The sequence below is a fragment of the Pseudomonas sp. P1.31 genome (assembly GCF_001269815.1).
GTDB lineage: Bacteria > Pseudomonadota > Gammaproteobacteria > Pseudomonadales > Pseudomonadaceae > Aquipseudomonas > Aquipseudomonas rustica.
Genome location: NZ_LHVN01000033.1, coordinates 206489 through 224469 on the forward strand (window position 1 = coordinate 206489; position 17981 = coordinate 224469).

Annotated in this window: 19 protein-coding genes and 1 other RNA gene; 4 read left to right on the top strand and 16 right to left on the bottom strand. The window is 58.6% G+C overall.

Annotated features, from left to right (window positions below):
* From mraY to rsmI, 9 genes are all read right to left on the bottom strand, one after another.
* Window positions 1-1083 carry a phospho-N-acetylmuramoyl-pentapeptide-transferase gene (gene mraY, locus AD669_RS22095; RefSeq protein ID WP_008082775.1) on the bottom strand — a complete coding sequence of 361 codons (1083 nt, stop codon included), beginning with the start codon at window positions 1081-1083 and terminating at the stop codon, window positions 1-3.
* Window positions 1083-2450, bottom strand: coding sequence for a UDP-N-acetylmuramoyl-tripeptide--D-alanyl-D-alanine ligase (gene murF, locus AD669_RS22100; protein WP_053123644.1), 1368 nt, complete (start codon window positions 2448-2450; stop codon window positions 1083-1085). The genes mraY and murF overlap by 1 nt, the downstream gene beginning before the upstream one ends.
* On the bottom strand, window positions 2443-3906 hold the full coding sequence (locus tag AD669_RS22105) for a UDP-N-acetylmuramoyl-L-alanyl-D-glutamate--2,6-diaminopimelate ligase (protein ID WP_053123646.1): 1464 nt from the start codon (window positions 3904-3906) through the stop codon (window positions 2443-2445). The genes murF and AD669_RS22105 overlap by 8 nt, the downstream gene beginning before the upstream one ends.
* Window positions 3906-5645 (bottom strand): penicillin-binding protein 2, encoded by a 1740-nt coding sequence (locus AD669_RS22110; RefSeq protein WP_172680157.1) that lies wholly within the window; start codon window positions 5643-5645, stop codon window positions 3906-3908. The genes AD669_RS22105 and AD669_RS22110 overlap by 1 nt, the downstream gene beginning before the upstream one ends.
* Window positions 5645-5938: a cell division protein FtsL gene (ftsL, locus tag AD669_RS22115; protein ID WP_053123650.1), complete on the bottom strand. Its 294-nt coding sequence runs from the start codon at window positions 5936-5938 to the stop codon at window positions 5645-5647. Before ftsL ends, AD669_RS22110 begins: the two co-directional genes overlap by 1 nt.
* A complete protein-coding gene (rsmH, locus tag AD669_RS22120; RefSeq protein WP_053123652.1) occupies window positions 5935-6882 on the bottom strand; it encodes a 16S rRNA (cytosine(1402)-N(4))-methyltransferase RsmH in 948 nt (315 codons plus the stop codon). The genes ftsL and rsmH overlap by 4 nt, the downstream gene beginning before the upstream one ends.
* Window positions 6879-7334, bottom strand: a complete 456-nt coding sequence (gene mraZ / locus AD669_RS22125; RefSeq protein WP_008147486.1) for a division/cell wall cluster transcriptional repressor MraZ — start codon at window positions 7332-7334, stop codon at window positions 6879-6881. The genes rsmH and mraZ overlap by 4 nt, the downstream gene beginning before the upstream one ends.
* A 402-nt stretch (window positions 7335-7736) precedes the next feature.
* Window positions 7737-8090, bottom strand: an RNA gene (gene rnpB / locus AD669_RS22520) — RNase P RNA component class A.
* 73 nt (window positions 8091-8163) lie between these two features.
* Window positions 8164-9069 (bottom strand): 16S rRNA (cytidine(1402)-2'-O)-methyltransferase, encoded by a 906-nt coding sequence (gene rsmI, locus AD669_RS22130; protein WP_082341488.1) that lies wholly within the window; start codon window positions 9067-9069, stop codon window positions 8164-8166.
* A 177-nt stretch (window positions 9070-9246) separates the two neighbouring features.
* Here rsmI and AD669_RS22135 point away from each other — a divergent pair, with 177 nt between their 5' ends.
* From AD669_RS22135 to AD669_RS22150, 4 genes are all read left to right on the top strand, one after another.
* On the top strand, window positions 9247-11058 hold the full coding sequence (locus AD669_RS22135) for a penicillin-binding protein activator (RefSeq protein ID WP_053123654.1): 1812 nt from the start codon (window positions 9247-9249) through the stop codon (window positions 11056-11058).
* Window positions 11058-11420, top strand: a complete 363-nt coding sequence (locus AD669_RS22140; protein WP_053123656.1) for a YraN family protein — start codon at window positions 11058-11060, stop codon at window positions 11418-11420. The genes AD669_RS22135 and AD669_RS22140 overlap by 1 nt, the downstream gene beginning before the upstream one ends.
* 104 nt (window positions 11421-11524) lie before the next feature.
* Window positions 11525-12118 carry a phosphoheptose isomerase gene (locus AD669_RS22145; RefSeq protein WP_008082788.1) on the top strand — a complete coding sequence of 198 codons (594 nt, stop codon included), beginning with the start codon at window positions 11525-11527 and terminating at the stop codon, window positions 12116-12118.
* The gene (locus AD669_RS22150) at window positions 12115-12693 is read left to right on the top strand and encodes a BON domain-containing protein (protein WP_007917023.1); all 579 of its coding nucleotides are present in this window, start codon (window positions 12115-12117) and stop codon (window positions 12691-12693) included. The genes AD669_RS22145 and AD669_RS22150 overlap by 4 nt, the downstream gene beginning before the upstream one ends.
* Before the next feature lie 195 nt (window positions 12694-12888).
* On the opposite strand, the gene AD669_RS22155 is transcribed toward AD669_RS22150, so the two are convergent.
* The 7 genes from AD669_RS22155 to rplM all read right to left on the bottom strand — a co-directional run bounded on the left by AD669_RS22155 (window position 12889) and on the right by rplM (window position 17772).
* Complete coding sequence (locus tag AD669_RS22155) at window positions 12889-13302, bottom strand: ClpXP protease specificity-enhancing factor (protein WP_053123658.1); 414 nt, start codon at window positions 13300-13302, stop codon at window positions 12889-12891.
* A 16-nt stretch (window positions 13303-13318) separates the two neighbouring features.
* Window positions 13319-13936 carry a glutathione S-transferase N-terminal domain-containing protein gene (locus tag AD669_RS22160; RefSeq protein ID WP_047303097.1) on the bottom strand — a complete coding sequence of 206 codons (618 nt, stop codon included), beginning with the start codon at window positions 13934-13936 and terminating at the stop codon, window positions 13319-13321.
* A 147-nt stretch (window positions 13937-14083) separates the two neighbouring features.
* Window positions 14084-14863, bottom strand: a complete 780-nt coding sequence (locus tag AD669_RS22165) for a cytochrome c1 (RefSeq protein WP_053123660.1) — start codon at window positions 14861-14863, stop codon at window positions 14084-14086.
* Window positions 14863-16074: a cytochrome bc complex cytochrome b subunit gene (locus AD669_RS22170; protein WP_016985147.1), complete on the bottom strand. Its 1212-nt coding sequence runs from the start codon at window positions 16072-16074 to the stop codon at window positions 14863-14865. The genes AD669_RS22165 and AD669_RS22170 overlap by 1 nt, the downstream gene beginning before the upstream one ends.
* Window positions 16074-16667, bottom strand: a complete 594-nt coding sequence (gene petA, locus AD669_RS22175; RefSeq protein ID WP_053123662.1) for a ubiquinol-cytochrome c reductase iron-sulfur subunit — start codon at window positions 16665-16667, stop codon at window positions 16074-16076. Before petA ends, AD669_RS22170 begins: the two co-directional genes overlap by 1 nt.
* Before the next feature lie 269 nt (window positions 16668-16936).
* Window positions 16937-17329, bottom strand: a complete 393-nt coding sequence (gene rpsI, locus AD669_RS22180) for a 30S ribosomal protein S9 (RefSeq protein ID WP_008080273.1) — start codon at window positions 17327-17329, stop codon at window positions 16937-16939.
* 14 nt (window positions 17330-17343) lie between these two features.
* Window positions 17344-17772, bottom strand: a complete 429-nt coding sequence (gene rplM, locus AD669_RS22185; RefSeq protein WP_019693576.1) for a 50S ribosomal protein L13 — start codon at window positions 17770-17772, stop codon at window positions 17344-17346.
* Between the last annotated feature and the right edge of the window lie 209 nt (window positions 17773-17981).

Here is a 17981-nt window from a genome sequence, read left to right on the forward strand (position 1 = left end):
CTACCTCAGCTTCAGGGTGGCAAGGCCAACCAACACGAGAATCACGGTGATGATCCAGAAACGGACAATCACGCGCGGCTCGGGCCAGCCCTTGAGTTCAAAATGGTGGTGGATCGGTGCCATGCGGAACACACGGCGACCGGTCAGCTTAAAGGACGCAACCTGAATGACGACTGACAGGGTTTCCATCACGAACACGCCGCCCATGATGAACAGGACGATTTCCTGACGGACGATCACCGCGATGGTGCCCAGTGCCGCGCCAAGTGCCAGGGCACCGACGTCGCCCATGAACACTTGCGCTGGATAGGTGTTGAACCAGAGGAAGCCCAGGCCGGCACCGATCAGCGCGCCGCAGAACACGATCAGTTCGCCCGCGCCCGGCACATAAGGGATCAGCAAGTATTCAGCGAATTTCACGTTACCCGACAGGTAGCAGAAGATGCCCAGGCCACCGCCAACCATCACGGTGGGCATGATCGCCAGACCGTCGAGACCGTCAGTCAGGTTGACCGCGTTGCTCGAACCGACGATCACAAAGTAGGTCAGCACGATGAAACCGAGGCCCAGCGGAATGCTGTAGTCCTTGAGCATCGGCAGGATCAGCGTGGTTTCCACCGGGGTGGACGCGGTCATATAAAGGAAGATCGCCGCGCCGAGGCCGAACACCGACTGCCAGAAATACTTCCAGCGGCTCGGCAAGCCACGGGAGTTCTTCTCGATGACTTTGCGGTAATCGTCGACCCAGCCGATGGCGCCGAACAGCAGGGTCACCAGCAACACAGTCCAGACGTAGCGGTTGCTCAAGTCAGCCCAAAGCAAAGTGCTGACGCCGATCGAAGACAGAATCAGCGCGCCGCCCATGGTCGGGGTGCCCGACTTGGACAGGTGCGATTGCGGGCCATCGTTACGCACGGATTGACCGATCTGACGGTTCTGCAGGGTGCGGATCATCCACGGGCCATAGCACAGCGACAAAACCAGCGCGGTCAGCACACCGAGAATCCCGCGCAGGGTCAGGTACTGAAAGACCGCGAAGCCTTTGTAGAACTGTTGCAGATACTCCGCTAGCAGCAGCAGCATTAATGTTTCTCCAGACTGGATCCGCACAGAGCCGCAACGATGTTTTCCATCGCTGCACTGCGCGAACCCTTGATCAAAATAGTGGTGTTTGTGTCCTGCTCGGCGTCGAGGGCCTGGATCAGCTCGGCTTGCGTGCCGAAGTGATGCGCCTGTTCACCGAATGCGTTGACGGCGTGAACCATGTTTGGCCCGACGGCGTAAAGCGCGGAAACCTTGCCCCGGGCGTACTCGCCCACGTCGCGGTGCCCCTGCTCCGCCCAATCGCCCAACTCGCCGATATCCCCGAGCACCAGGACGGTGCGGCCGGAAAAGCCGGCGAGTATATCAACGGCCGCGCACATCGAGGTGGGGTTTGCGTTGTAAGTGTCATCGATCACGCGCATGCCGTTTTTCGCCAGTTGCGCGACGGTGCGACCCTTGACCGGTTGCACCGCGCCAAGGCCGGTGGCGATGCCGAACAGCGACACGCCCAAGGCGTGCGCGGCAGCGGCGGCGGCCATGGAATTGGCGACGTTATGGGTGCCGAGCAGGTTCAGTTGAACGCGCTCGACACCTTCAGGTGTGTGCAGATTGAAGGCCGGGCAACCACGCGCATCAGTGGTCAGGTCGCTGGCGTAAAAGTCCGCCTGCGTGTTGCTCAGGGCAAAGGTCAACACCTTGCGACCGGCAGCGCGGGTCTTCCAGATACCGAAAGCCTTGTCATCGAGGTTGAGCACGGCGATGCCATCGGCCGCCAGCCCTTCGATGATTTCGCCTTTGGCTTCGACGATTTTTTCCGGGCCGCCGAACTCACCGACGTGAGCGGTGCCGGCATTGTTCAGAATCGCTACGTGCGGCTTGGTCAGGCCGACGGTGTAGGCGATTTCACCCAGACGCGAGGCGCCCAGTTCGATCACGGCCGAGGTGTGTTCCGCGGCCAGTTCGATCAGGGTCAGCGGTACGCCGAGGTCATTGTTCAGGTTGCCACGGGTCGCCAGCACCGGGCCGCGCGTGCGCAGGATGCTCGCGAGCATTTCCTTGACCGTGGTTTTGCCGCTGGAACCGGTCACCGCCGCTAAAGGCTGAGTGAACGCGGCGCGATTCAAGGCGCCCAACTGGCCGAGGGCCTGACGGGTGTCCTTGACCAGCAATTGCGGCAAGGTGCTGTCGGCGACTTCACGCTCGACCAGCGCAGCCACCGCGCCTTTGGCGGCGACGTCATTCAAATAGTCATGACCGTCGAAACGCGGGCCGGTCAGCGCAATAAACAGTTGGCCTGGCTGGATCGCACGGCTGTCGATGCTGACGCCGTCGAAGCTGGCATCGCCAGCGATCAAACGGGCATCGAGGGCGTTAGTCAGTTCGCTGAGTTTCAGGGCCTTAAGCATGGGCCACCTCCCAAGCGGTCAGGGCATGATCAGCCTCGACCAAGTCGGAGAAAGCGTGGCGCTCGCCGTTGATTTCCTGATAGTCCTCGTGACCTTTACCGGCCAGGACGATCACGTCATCGGCCGACGCGCCGGCAATCAGTTGTGCAATCGCCTGACCACGGCCGGCGACGAAGGTGACTTTATCCACAGCCGTGAAACCGGCGCGGATGTCGTCGAAAATCACCGCTGGTTCTTCAGTGCGCGGGTTGTCGTCGGTGACCACAACCTGATCAGCCAGACGCTCAACCACTTCGGCCATCAACGGACGCTTGCCGCGATCACGATCACCGCCGCAGCCGAACAGGCACAGCAGTTGACCTTTGACGTGCGGGCGCAACGCGGTCAGTACTTTTTCCAGTGCGTCCGGGGTGTGGGCGTAATCGACCACCACCAACGGTTGCGTGCCACCGCCAAGACGCTGCATGCGTCCGGCCGGGCCTTCGAGTTTCGGCAGCACTTTGAGAATTTCGTCGAGCGCGTAATCCAGACCGAGCAATGCGCCGACCGCAGCCAGCACGTTGCTCAGGTTGAAGCGACCGAGCAGCGTGCTGCGCAGATGATGTTCGCCCTGCGGCGTGACCAATGTGGCGCGCACACCGTGGTCGTCGAACTGCGCTTCGCGGCAATACAAATAGGCGCTGCTGTCGAGCAGGCTATAGGTGATCAAACGCGACTCACGTTTTTCAGCAGCCAGTTGCCGGCCAAAATCATCGTCGAGGTTGACCACGCGGCACTTCAGATCATTCCAGGCGAACAGCTTGGCCTTGGCCTCGGCGTAAGCCTGCATGGTGCCGTGATAATCCAGATGATCGCGGGACAGGTTGGTCATCACCGCGACGTCGAACGCCAGTGCAGTGACGCGGCCCTGATCCAGACCATGGGACGAGACTTCCATGGCCACGGCTTTGGCGCCGGCCTTTTTCAGGTCGCCCAATGTCGCTTGTACGGCAATCGGGTTCGGCGTGGTGTGCAGACCGCTTTCCAGTGCGCCATAGAAGCCGGAACCCAGCGTGCCGACGATGCCGCAATGTTGACCGAGCAGATCCAGCGCCTGCGCAACCAGTTGGGTCACGCTGGTTTTACCGTTGGTGCCGGTCACGCCCACCAGGTTCAGGTGATGACTTGGCTCACCGTAAAAACGCCCGGCGATGTCCGACAGTTGCGCAGCGAGGCCCTTGACCGGGATCAGCGGCACGTCGGTGATCGGCAGCACAGTGGCGCCTTCGACTTCATAAGCTACAGCGGCAGCACCGCGTTGCAGTGCATCAGCGATGTGCGCACGGCCATCGAATTTGCCGCCCGGCACGGCGAGGAACAGATCGCCAGCGCGTACGTTACGGCTGTCCAGCGCCAATTCACGGATCAACAGATCGTGGCCGGCGTGGGGGAATATCTTGTTCAGACTTAATGACATCAGCCGCGCCCTCCATTGGCTTTCAGCGGTATGACCGGGGTGGCGTTGGCCTGTTGTGTCGCCGGCAGATTGTCCGGGGTCACGTTCATCAGACGCAGGGTGCCGGACATCACGCGGCTGAACACTGGCGCCGATACCAGACCACCGAAGTAGCCGGCCTTGCTTGGTTCGTCGATCACCACAACGATGGCGTAACGCGGACCGCTCATCGGGCCGAAACCGGCGAACAGCGAGCGATAGGAGTTTTCGGCGTAGCCCTTGGTGCCCACCGATGTTTTACGTGCAGTACCCGACTTGCCGGCCACGTGATACGCCGGCACCTGCGCACGGAATACACCGCGCGGTGCTTCGATCACTTGGGTGAGCATGCCTTGCATGGTTTTCGCGACGGCTTCCGGCAGCACTTGCGTAGTCTGCGGCGGCTTGTCGGTTTTGATCAGGGTCAGCGGCGCGAGACGACCATTGTTGGCCAGCGCCGAGAACGCGTGCACCAGCTGAATCGCGGTCACGGAAATACCGTAGCCGTAAGACAGGGTTGCGGTTTCAGCCTTGCGCCACTCGCGGTAGTTCGGCAGGTTGCCGACGCGCTCGCCCGGGAAGCCGAGGCCGGTGTCCTGGCCGAGGCCGACTTTCTGTGCGAGGCGATAAATGGTTTCGCCGCCGATGTCGAACGCGACCTTACTCATGCCGACGTTACTGGAATTGATCAGGATGCCGGTCATGTCCAGCACCGGACCTTCGGTTCTCGAAACGTCTTTGATGGTGTACTTGCCAATCTGCAAAGTACCCGGATACACCTCGACGGTGTCGGTCGGTTTCCAGCGGCCGGATTCGATCGCGGCGCTCATCGAGATGGCTTTCATGGTCGAACCCGGCTCGAACACGTCGATCATCGCGCGGTTACGCATCATTGCCGGTTGCAGGTTGCGACGGTTGTTCGGGTTGTAGGTCGGCTGGTTGACCATGGCGAGGATCTCGCCGGTCTTCACGTCCATGATCACCAGACTGCCGGCCTTGGCGCCGTTTTCGATGATTGCGTTACGCAACTCGCGGTTGGCCAGGTATTGCAGACGCAGGTCAATGGACAACGCCAAGGGCTTGCCGGCCTTGGCGTTTTTGGTGACCTGGACATCCTTGATCAGCCGACCGCGCCGATCCTTGATGACCTGCCGTTTGCCCGGCACACCGGCGAGCCACTCGTCGTAGGCGAGTTCGACGCCTTCACGACCGTGGTCATCGATGTCGGTAAACCCGACCATGTGCGCAGTGACTTCACCGGCCGGATAGAAGCGGCGGAATTCTTCGATGCCGTAAACGCCCGGCACTTTCAGATCAAGCACAGCCTGACCCTGCTCGGGGGTCAGCCCGCGCACCAGGTAAATGAATTCTTTGTTGGCCTGAGCTTCGAGACGCTCGGTCAGGGCTTTCGGATCCTGACCCAGGGCTGCCGCCAGCGCCGGCCATTTCTCTTTGGCCGACTGCATTTCCTTGGCGTTGGCCCACAGGGTGGTCACCGGGGTACTGACGGCCAAAGGCTCGCCGTTACGGTCGGTGATGAGACCACGGTGAGCCGGAATCGGGATGTGACGCAGACTGCGTGCGTCGCCCTGACCTTTGAGGAAGTCACGGTCAACCACTTGCAGGTCGATGATGCGCCAGCAGATTGCTGCGACCATCACGCCGAGCAGCGCCACCATCAGGCGGAAGCGCCACGGGAAGAGTGCGCCTTCGAGTTTCATCATGGCGCCACCATCTTCACGTCAGCCGCGCCCGGAATGTGCATTTTCAACTGTTCGCTGGCCAGCACTTCGATCCGGCTGTGCGCGGTCCAGGTGCTTTGTTCAAGAATCAAACGGCCCCACTCGGCCTGTGCCTTGTCGCGCACGCTGAGTTCGTTATAAAGATTGTTGAGCAACTGGCGGTTCCAGTGCGCGCTGTAAGACACGCCGATGGCCGACACGAGCACGCCGATAAACAGCAGCAGCATCAAAAAGCTGCCGCCGGGCAATGGCTTGGCGAAAAGCTTGCTCACCGCAACTTCTCCGCGACGCGCATGACGGCGCTACGGGAACGTGGGTTGGCTTTGAGTTCGGCGTCGGAGGCCGTCTGCGCTTTGCCATGGACTTTGATTTTCGGTTCGAACGCTACGTGACGAACCGGCAGGTTGCGCGGCAGGTTGTCGGCTTCGCCTTTCACCAATTTGCGCATGAACAGTTTGACGATGCGGTCTTCCAGCGAGTGGAAGCTGATCACCACCAGACGACCACCGATTTCCAGTGCGTCCAGCGCGGCTTCGAGGCCGGCTTCCAGATCGCCCAGTTCGTTGTTGACGTGAATGCGCAAACCCTGGAACGCACGGGTGGCCGGGTTCTTGCCCTTTTCCCACGCCGGGTTGGCGACCTTGAGCACTTCGGCCAGATCGGCGGTGCGCTCGAACGGCGTGATATCGCGACGTTCGGCAACGGCACGAGCCATGCGACCGGAGAAACGTTCTTCGCCGTATTCCTTGAACACCCGGGCGATTTCTTCAGCCGGCGCGGTGTTGACGAATTCGGCAGCGCTGATGCCTCGGGACGGATCCATGCGCATGTCCAGCGGACCGTCGTTGAGGAAACTGAAGCCGCGTTCAGCGTCGTCGAGCTGCGGCGAAGAGACGCCGAGGTCGAGCAGAATGCCGCTGACCTTGCCGCTCAGACCCTGCTCGGCAACCACCGAACCGAGCTCGGCAAAGCTGCGCTGCACAACGACAAAGCGGCCGTCTTCGGCCGCTAGCGTTTGCCCGGTGGCAATCGCTTGTGGATCTTTGTCGAATCCGATGAGACGACCATTTGTTCCGAGCTGGCTGAGGATCAGCCGGCTGTGTCCGCCGCGACCGAACGTACCGTCCAGATAGCATCCATCAGGACGTACGGCGAGAGCCTCCACGGCTTCGTCGAGCAGTACGGTGATGTGGTTAAAGCCGCTATCAATAGTCACAGGATCAAATCACGCAGTTCATCAGGCATGGCGCCCGGTTGTTGAATAGCAGCAAGGTCAGCGGCAGATACCGCGTCCCATGCATCCTCGTCCCACAATTGGAACTTGTTCAGTTGGCCTACCAGCATCGCGCGCTTATCGAGCTTGGCGTATTCGCGCAGACGCGGTGGAACCAGAAAACGACCACTGCCATCGAGTTCGAGATCGACGGCATTACCAATCAATAAACGTTGCAGCCGACGGTTCTCTTCGCGAAGCGAAGGAAGTGCGCGCAACTTGGTTTCAATAATTTCCCACTCATCGAGCGGATAGACACACAGGCATGGATCAACGGCATCAATGGTCACGATCAATTGGCCGGAACTACGCGAAACGAGCTCGTCGCGGTACCGGCTCGGCATAGCGAGACGGCCCTTTGCATCGAGACTGATAGCGTTAGCTCCGCGAAACACGTCAGCGTTTCTCCAATTTTTATCGTTTTGAGCTCAAAAAACCCACTTCATGCCACTTTCCGCCACTTGCGCACACTATAGGAATGCGCCCACCACACCGTCAAGGCGCGGAGTAAAGGAAAACCCTTACAGAACGGAGATTTAGGAACATAAAAGGAGGGGTAACGACAAATTGGCGGATAGTTTTGACCAATAACTTGATGCAGCACTGGAAGCTGCGCTCGGAAGTTAAAGTAATTTGTTAAGAGTAAGATTTTTTCGGTATTACAAAAGCGCTTCTGCTGTTGATTGAAGCACGGTGGGAAATGGCTATTACTGCGTTTGCCGCTGCCGGACTTTCAGAGCAGGTCTGCTGATATTACACAGCCCTGTTGCTATTGATTCAAGCAGGGAAAGAAAAAGGTGGAGAGTCGATCTGTAAGCCGGGTTCTGTCTTGAACAGTCATTCGTCTACGATGGCCATCACTGGACATCTTTAGCAACCTACCCGGTCCCAGCGCGGGCCACGCCTTGGGACCCTATTTGGTCTTGCTCCAAGTGGGGTTTACCTAGCCACGAACTGTTGCCAGACGTGCGGTGCGCTCTTACCGCACCTTTTCACCCTTACCGGCGCCGAAGCGCTTAGGCGGTTATTTTCTGTGGCACTTTCCGTAGGCTCACGCCTCCCAGGCATTACCTGGCACTTCGCCCTATGGAGCCCGGACTTTCCTCCCCCCCCTAATTTTCATAGAGGGCAGCGACTGTCCGATCGACTCTCCGCCGCGAAGGTTAACGGCAGAGCGCCCGAAGAACAAGCGCTAATAGCCGCAAAACCTGTCTGCGCGACGGGTTACTCGCCCTTCTGTTTCTCCAGCGCGACCTGATACAGCACGTTTTTGCGCTCGCCGGTGATTTGCGCGGCGAGAGCGGCGGCACGCTTGAGTGGCATCTCTTCGAGCAGCAGATTCAGCACGCGCATCGCCTCGCTGCTGACCGCATCTTCAGACTCCGGCGCCGTCCAGCCCGCCACCAGCACCACGCATTCGCCACGCTGCTGATTGCTGTCGGATTCAACAAACTCGCGCAGTTCCGTGAGCGGCAAGCCTTTAAGCGTCTCGAAGGTCTTGGTGATTTCGCGAGCCAACAGTGCCTGACGCTCACCACCGAACACTTCTTCCATATCCTGCAAACATTCAAGAATGCGGTGCGGAGCTTCGTAGAAGATCAGCGTGCGCGGCTCTTCTTTGACCGCTTGCAGTCGCGCCTTGCGCCCGACCGACTTGGCCGGCAAGAAACCTTCGAAGATAAAGCGATCGGATGGCAGCCCCGCCGCCGACAACGCGGCGATCAACGCGCACGCCCCCGGCACCGGTACCACCGCGATCCCGGCGGCACGGGCCTGGCGCACCAGGTGATAACCCGGATCGGAAATCAGCGGCGTGCCCGCATCGGAAATCAGCGCAACGTTGTCGCCCGCCAGCAGACGGGTAATAAAGCGGCTACCTTCATCTCGTTCATTGTGTTCGTGACAAGCGGCCAGCGGCGTGGAAATACCGAAGTGCTGCATCAGGCGCGCCGAGTGGCGGGTGTCTTCGGCAGCGATCAACGCCACTTCACGCAGGATTTTCAGTGCCCGGGCGCTGATGTCGTCCAGGTTGCCGATGGGCGTCGCCACCACATAAAGCGAGCCAGCAGCGGAATTCGGGGAACCTGGAGCAGTCAAAGCGCACACCTCATGATCGGTAAAAGCGGCCATTGTAGCGCGTCACGAGGCTTGCGTTGCGCTCTGCCCGAGCACGGTTTTGCACGCTGTAACGCAGCGCCGCAACATTTACTCCAGCTAAATTGACCGTTTCACGCCACTAACATCGCGCCCCGGCCAGTGCTTGGGTACAATTCCACGCTAATTTGATCGAGTATCAGGAACACTTACATGATCGCTTGCCTGCGGCTGTTCACTGCCCTCTGCCTCGCTGCCTTATTGGCGGCCTGCGCCAGCTCCCCTTCCTCCAGCCTTGGCGAACTTCCACGGACTCCGGACGCCAGCATCGAGCAACTGCTCGCGCAGGCCAGCCAGGCGAGTACCCCGGAAAAAGCTGCCCTGTTGCGCCTGAGCGCGGCAGATCTGGCTTACCACCAGGGCGATGCCGGACGCTCCGCGCAAATCCTGCAACAAGTGCCGATGGAGCAACTGAAGCCCGGCCAGCAGATTTTCGCCAGCACGCTGAACGCGGAACTGGCGATGACGCGCAATCAGCCGAAAGCCGCGCTGACCGCTCTGAGCCATCCAAGCCTGCAGCATCTGGGCGAAATGCCTGAAGAGCAGCAAGTGCGCACCGGCACCGTTCACGCCCGTGCCCTTGAAGCCGATGGTCAGACCCTGGCTGCCGCTCGCGAGCGCGTCTTTATCGCGCCGATGCTGAAGGGGGAAGCCGCCAGCAAAAACCACGAAGCGATCTGGACACTGATTGCCTCGCTGCCGACCGATCAACTGCAAGCCAACACCACCGACGACCTCGGCGGCTGGATGGGCCTGGCACTGGCGGTGAAATCCGCCGGTACGCTGGAACAGCAGCAAGCTGCGATCGACACCTGGCGCGCGCAGAATCCAAAGCACCCTGCTGCGATCAACCTGCCGCAGCCGCTGACCAAACTCAAGGAACTGGCCAGCCAGCCCCTGAGCAAAATCGCCCTGCTGCTGCCACAAGATGGCCAACTGGCTGCCGTCGGCAAAGCACTGCGTGAAGGTTTCATGGCGGCGCACTATCAGGCGCAACAGGCCGGGCAGAAGCCACCCGCGATCGAGTTCTACGACAGCTCGAAACTGACCTCGATGGACGAGTTCTACCGCAAGGCTCAGGCTGACGGCGTGCAACTGGTCGTCGGGCCGCTGGAAAAACCACTGGTCAAACAGCTGAGCACTCGCCCGCAATTGCCGATCACCACCCTCGCGCTAAACTACAGCGAAGGCGATCAAGGCCCGGCGCAACTGTTCCAGTTTGGTCTGGCTGCTGAAGACGAAGCCCGCGAAGTGTCGCGCCGCGCCCGTGCTGATGGCCTGCACCGCGCCGCGATCATGGTGCCGAAAGGCGAATGGGGCGACCGCGTCATGCGCGCGTTCAGCCAGGACTGGCAGGCTAACGGCGGCACCATCGTTGCCACCGAGCGCGTTGATCAGCCGGTGCAACTGGCTCAGCAAATCGCCGACATGTTCCAACTGCGTCAGAGCGAAGCGCGCGCCAAGAGCCTGCAAAACGCTGCCGGCACTAACGTCGCCGCACAGCCTTCGCGTCGTCAGGACATCGAGTTCATCTTCCTCGCCGCCACGCCGCAACAGGCGCAGCAGATCAAGCCAACCCTTAACTTCCAGTACGCTGGTGATGTTCCGGTTTACGCCACCTCGCACGTTTACAGCGCCAGCGGCGACGTCAACCAGTACAACGACATGAACGGCATTCGCTTCTGCGAAACCCCATGGTTGCTGGACAACAGCGACCCACTGCGTCAGCAAGTGGTTGCACAGTGGCCGCAAGCTGCCGGCAGCCTCGGCCGCCTGTACGCGATGGGTGTTGACGCCTATCGCCTGGCACCGCGTCTGGATCAGCTCAAGGCATTGCCGGACAGCCGCATCGACGGTGAGTCGGGCAGCCTCGGCATGACCCAGACTCAGCGCGTTGTGCGTCAGTTGCCTTGGGCACAGTTCGTCAGCGGTCAGGTGCAGCGCCTGCCGGACACCCCGCGCTAATGCCCGACAGGTCACGCTCGCAAAGCGGTAAGGATGCCGAGCGCCAGGCGCTCGAGCATCTGCAACAACAAGGTCTGCGCCTGTTGGCGCAGAACTGGTTTTGTAAACGCGGCGAGCTTGATCTGGTCATGCTTGATGGCGATACAGTAGTATTCGTTGAAGTTCGCTACAGAAAAAACACTCAATGGGGTGGCGCGCTCGCTAGCATCGATGGGCGCAAGCAGCAGAAACTGATTTTTGCCGCACAGTATTTTCTTCAGCGCGAGTCGCGTTGGGCCAATTCCCCCTGCCGCTTCGACGTGGTGGCCATCGACAGCCATCCGAGTCAGCTGAACTGGTTGCAGAATGCTTTCGACAGTTGATCGTCGGCGCTGCAATCCGGACAATCCCACCGACAAATTTTGCTCTTTGCTTTGCGGGCTGCACTTTCATGTGCCGAATAGCCGCGCTACTTAAGGTCACACAGATGGACATGCAATCCCGAATTCGCCAGCTTTTCCAGGCCAGTATCGACACCAAGCAACAGGCGATGGACGTACTTGCACCGCACATCGAGCAAGCCAGCCAGATCATGGTCAACGCCCTGCTCAACGAAGGCAAAATGCTTTCGTGCGGCAACGGCGGCTCGGCCGGTGACGCCCAGCACTTCTCTTCGGAGCTGCTCAACCGCTTCGAGCGCGAGCGCCCAAGCCTGCCGGCCATTGCCCTGACCACCGACACGTCGACGATCACCTCGATCGCCAACGACTACAGCTACAACGAAGTGTTCTCCAAACAGATCCGTGCGCTCGGTCAGCCAGGCGATGTCCTGCTGGCGATTTCGACCAGCGGTAACTCGGCGAACATTATTCAAGCGATCCAGGCCGCACATGATCGCGAAATGATTGTCGTAGCTTTGACCGGACGCGATGGCGGCGGCATGGCCTCGCTGTTGCTGCCCGAGGACGTCGAGATTCGCGTTCCGGCCAATGTCACTGCACGTATTCAAGAAGTCCACTTGCTGGCGATCCATTGCCTCTGCGATCTGATCGACAGCCAACTGTTCGGGAGTGAAGAATGACCCCTAATCGCCTTGGCCTTCTGGCCTTGACCCTGTGCCTCGGCATCAGCGGCTGCACCTCGGTGGTGAACGCCAGCCGTGAAGCACCGATCGATGACGACCGTGGCACGCGCACCTTCGGCAGCAAGATCGACGACTCGTTGATTGAAACCAAAGTGGGTGTGAACGTGGCGAAGGCCGACCCGGCGCTGGACAACGATTCACACATCGTCGTGACCAGTTTCAACGGCGTTGTTCTGCTCGCCGGCCAAACGCCTCGTGCCGACCTGAAAGCCAAGGCCGAACAGGCCGCAGCCGCTGTTCAACGGGTAAAAACCGTGCATAACGAGCTGCAGGTTATTCCGCCGTCCGGTTTCCTGGCTCGCCAGAACGACACTTGGCTGACCTCCAAGATCAAGACGCAGATGCTCACCGATGCCAGCATTCCCGGCTCGCGCATCAAGGTCGTGACCGAGAACGGTATCGTCTACCTGCTGGGCCTGCTGACCAAACAGGAAGCCACTCAGGCAACTAACCTGGTGCAGGGCGTTTCCGGCGTACAGAAGATTGTGAAGCTGTTCGAATACATCGACTGATACGCCTCTTCGTGTAGGAGCTGCCGAAGGCTCGGGCCGCGATCGGACGATCTTTTGATCTTGCTTTAAAAGATCAGGATCAAAAGATCGCAGCCTTCGGCAGCTCCTACAGTTTTGAGATGTGTATGCAGTTTGAGATGCGTATGCAGTTTTGAGATGCGCATGAAAAAGGCGATCCATCCGGATCGCCTTTTTTTATTTCACCACTTTCAAACTTGGCCGGCCTGTTGGGCGCGGCGGTTCGCTGTCCGGTGGTGGCAAGTCGTCATCCGACTCGATCTCTTCCTCGTCATCCATCGGCGACTCGAGATCAAACACCATGCCTTGACCGTTCTCCCGGGCGTAGATCCCCAGGATGGCGCCAATCGGCACGTACAAGCTGTGCGGAACGCCACCGAAGCGACCTTCAAAGGTCACCACGTCGTTGTCCATGTGCAAATGCCGTACGGCACTTGGCGAGATGTTCAGGACAATCTGCCCGTCACTGGCGAAACCCTGCGGCACTTGCACCGCCGGGTACTCGGAATTGACCAGCATGTGCGGGGTGCAATCGTTATCCACAATCCACTCATAGAGCGCGCGAACCAAATAAGGTCGACTGGAGTTCATAGCGGCTCCTTAAGCCTTAGCGCATATCGCGTTCGACACCAGACAGACTCGCCTGGAAAGCCTCACGCGCAAACGAGCGCTCCATGTAATCAAGCAGCGGCTTGGCTGGCCGCGGCAGTTCAATACCCAAAATCGGCAAACGCCAGAGTATTGGCAATAGGCAGCAATCCACCAGACTTTGTTCCTCACTGAGGAAAAACGGCTTGTCGGCAAACAGCGGCGACACGCCCGTCAGGCTTTCACGCAACTCCTTGCGCGCCACGACACGCGCGGCCTCTTTGGACTTTGGATCAAGAATCAGATCCACCAGACCACACCAGTCGCGCTGAATACGATGAATCAGCAGTCGGCTATTGGCACGCGCCACTGGATAAACCGGCAACAACGGCGGGTGCGGGTAACGCTCATCCAGATATTCCATCACCACAGTCGACTCCCACAGCGCAAGGTCACGATCGACCAGCGTAGGCAGACTTCCGTAAGGGTTCACCTCAATCAGTTTAGGCGGCTGACGTCCAGCTTCCACATAAATGATTTCGGCGCTGACACCCTTCTCTGCAAGCACGATGCGCACTCGGTGGGAATAGTGGTCGGCGGGGTCGGAGTAACAGGCCAACCGATTGGTCACGCCCATGGCGATCCTCCTCGCTTGTTGAAATGATTGGAACCGGAAAAACGCGCGCGCCCAGAGGGCGCCTCCCGCAATATCCGGCGAACCAGACGTTGCGTTATCGGAGGCGCCCTTGGGCGCGCGCGATTAACAGCAATGCTTTGAAGCGTATCAGTGCACGTCTTTCCAGTATTCACGCTTGAGCAGGTAGGCGAACACAAAGAAGAACGCCAGGTACAGCAAGACGTAGGTACCGATGCGCTGATGTTGCAGCTTAACCGGGTTAGCCGAGTAAGCCAGGAAGGTTACCAGATTCTTGACCTTCTCATCGAACTGCTCTTCGTTCAGAGCACCGGATTTCGGCACGATGGTCAATTGATCGCACGCTTCATGGGTCAGCGGCGTACCGGTCAACGGATCATATTGCTTCTTGCCGTCTTCGACGATCTGCACCTGTTTGCAGCCCACCACCTGACGACCTTGCAGGCCGACCAGTACGTTAGGCATGCCGACGTTCGGGAAGACCTTGTTGTTCACACCCCATGGGCGTGCCGGATCTTCGTAGAACGACTTCAGGTAACCGTAGAGCCAGTCGGTGCCACGCACGCGAGCCACCAACGTCAGATCCGGTGGTGCTGCGCCGAACCAGGTTTTGGCGTCCGCCGGCTGCATGCCGATGGTCATGTGATCACCGATCTTGGCACCGGTGAACACCAGTTTCTCCAGCATCAGTTCGTGCGGCACGCCGAGGTCATCGGCAACGCGCTCGTAACGCTGGAACTTGGCGCTGTGGCAACCCATGCAGTAGTTGGCGAAAGTGCGCGCACCGTCCTGCAAAGCAGCTTTATCGGCGACATCGATGTCGACTTTTTCCAGCTCCGCACCGTGTTCAGCAGCGAACGACAAGACAGGCAACGCAGCAAAAATCAGAGCAAAAAATAACTTTTTCATCAGCCAGTCACCCTTTCCGGAACCGGTTTGGTCTTCTCGAGCCTGGTGTAGAACGGCATCAGAATGAAGTAGGCGAAGTACAGGAAGGTGCAGACCTGCGACAGCAAGGTTCGCTCCGGCGTCGGCGCAAGCACACCGAGAATGCCGAGAATCACGAACGAAATGCAGAACACCACCAGCCAGATTTTGCTCATCCAGCCTTTATAGCGCATCGATTTGACCGGGCTTCGATCCAGCCACGGCAGCACGAACAGCACCGCAATCGCCGCGCCCATGGCGATAACGCCCATGAGCTTGTCCGGGATTGCCCGCAAGATTGCGTAGAACGGTGTGAAGTACCAAACCGGCGCAATATGCTCTGGTGTCTTGAATGGGTTAGCTTGCTCGAAGTTTGGTTTTTCGAGGAAGTAGCCGCCCATTTCCGGGAAGAAGAACACAATGAAGCAGAAGATAAACAGGAACACCACGACACCGACAATGTCTTTCACGGTGTAGTACGGGTGGAAGGCGATGCCGTCCAGCGGGATGCCGTTTTCGTCTTTGTGCTTCTTGATGTCGACGCCGTCAGGGTTGTTCGAACCCACTTCGTGCAGCGCCAGAATGTGCAACACCACCAGACCGAGAATCACGATCGGCAGCGCAACTACGTGCAAGGCGAAGAAGCGGTTCAGGGTGATGCCGGAGATCAGGTAGTCACCACGAATCCACTGGGTCAGGTCGTTACCGATCACCGGTATCGCACCGAACAGCGAGATGATCACCTGGGCACCCCAGTAGGACATCTGACCCCATGGCAGCAGATAACCCATGAAGGCTTCGGCCATCAGCGCCAGGTAGATCAGCATGCCGAACACCCAGACCAGTTCACGCGGTTTCTGGTACGAACCGTAAAGCAAGCCACGGAACATGTGCAGATAGACCACGATGAAAAACGCCGAAGCGCCGGTCGAGTGCAACAGACGCAAAATCGAGCCGTACTCGACGTCGCGCATGATGTATTCAACGGAAGCGAACGCTTCTTCTGCCGACGGCGTGTAGCTCATCGTCAGCCAGACACCGGTGACGATCTGATTGACCAGAACCAGCAGTGCCAGAGAGCCGAAGAAATAGAAGAAGTTAAAGTTTTTTGGCGCGTAATACTTGCTGAGATGGTCTTCCCACATTTTCGTCGCGGGAAAGCGCGCATCAACCCAATCCATGAACTTGCTCATCACGCTTTCTCCGTATCGACGCCAATGACAATCAGGTCATCGGTCTCATAGGAATGCGGGGGAACTGGCAGGTTCAAAGGCGCAGGTTGCGACTTGTAGACGCGGCCAGCCAGATCGTAGTGGGAACCGTGGCAAGGGCAGAAATAACCGCCTACCCAGTCTTTACCCAGATCCGCAGGTGCCACTTCGGGACGGAAGGTCGGTGAGCAACCCAGGTGTGTGCAGATCCCGATCAGCAGCAGAATTTCCGGCTTGATCGATCGCACTTCAGGGTCGACATAGGTGGGTTGCGTGGAGTTTTTGGATTCAGGATCGGAGAGCTGGCCCTCGATCTTTTTCAGATTATCCAGGATTTCCTTGGTACGGCGGACAATGAACACCGGCTGGCCACGCCATTCAGCAATCATCTGCTGTCCTGGCTCGACTTTGCTGACATTCACTTTCACCGGTGCACCGGCGGCTTTCGCCTTGGCACTGGGAAACCATGACCCCACGAACGGGACCGCAGCCCCCACCGCTCCTGCAGCACCCACCACGGATGTGGCTGCTACCAAGAAGCGACGCCGGCCTGCATTCACGCCGTCATTGCTCATTCAGTCCTCTCCCATCAGCTTTTGTGGCCTGTTAAATCAGGCATCTACTAAATAAATCAATGTTACTTATAAAAATTTTGCCGAATGGTAATGAAAAGCCCCAATTCTGACAAGGGAATTACCCGGAGCTCTTACCCTCAAGCCTTGCAGTATAGGGGGTCTACGGAAGTGGCAAGTTGTCGCAGCGCAATTCTTTGATAAATCACAGGCATAAAAAAACGCCCGCTTCCGTGAGGAGGCGGGCGTTCTTTTTGAACGTGGAAGCGGAATTAACGCTTCGAGTACTGCGGACGCTTACGCGCTTTACGCAGACCAACTTTCTTACGTTCAACTTCACGGGCGTCGCGAGTAACGAAGCCAGCTTTGCGCAGAGCGCCACGCAGGGTTTCGTCGTAGTCCATCAGAGCGCGAGTGATACCGTGGCGGATTGCGCCAGCTTGACCACTTACACCACCGCCGATCACGGTGACGTAGATGTCGAACTTCTCGACAGTCTCAGTCAGCTCCAGCGGCTGACGAACTACCATGCGGGCAGTTTCGCGGCCGAAGAAGTTTTCCAGCGAACGGTTGTTGATGGAGATGTTACCAGTACCCGGACGCAGGAAAACGCGTGCGGTTGCGGTCTTGCGACGGCCAGTGCCGTAATTTTGAGTCGCCGACATAATGTACTATTCCGTTAAAACTTCAGTTCTTGGGGCTGCTGAGCAGTATGTGGGTGTGCAGCGCCCGCATAGACTTTCAGCTTACGGTACATGTCGCGACCCAGTGGGTTTTTAGGCAGCATGCCTTTAACCGCGGTCTCGATCACGCGCTCAGGGGCTTTAGCGATCAGCTTTTCAAAGTTGATCGACTTGATGCCGCCCGGGAAACCGGAGTGGGAGTAGTAGATTTTGTCAGTGGTTTTAGCACCGGTAACACGAATCTGCTCAGCGTTGATTACGACGATGTAGTCGCCGGTGTCAACGTGAGGAGTGTACTCAGGCTTGTGCTTGCCACGCAGACGGCTCGCGATTTCGGTGGCCAGACGACCCAGGGTCTGACCAGCAGCGTCGACGACAAACCAGTCGCGCTTTACTGTTTCTGGTTTAGCAGTAAAAGTTTTCATTCTTTATAGCCTCAGGGGCCGCCCTGTAAATTAGACGGCGGATCTTACTGAATAGTGCGTACTTTGACAAGTCAAAGGCAGCCGGATACAGACGCTTTCGGGGGCTCGGGTCGGCGCGTCCGTTCAACGGCAAGATTCTTCGGCGGCGGCGCATCACTTCCACTGCAGAAAGAGGTCGGCAATTATGCAGATTGCGAAAAATAATTCAA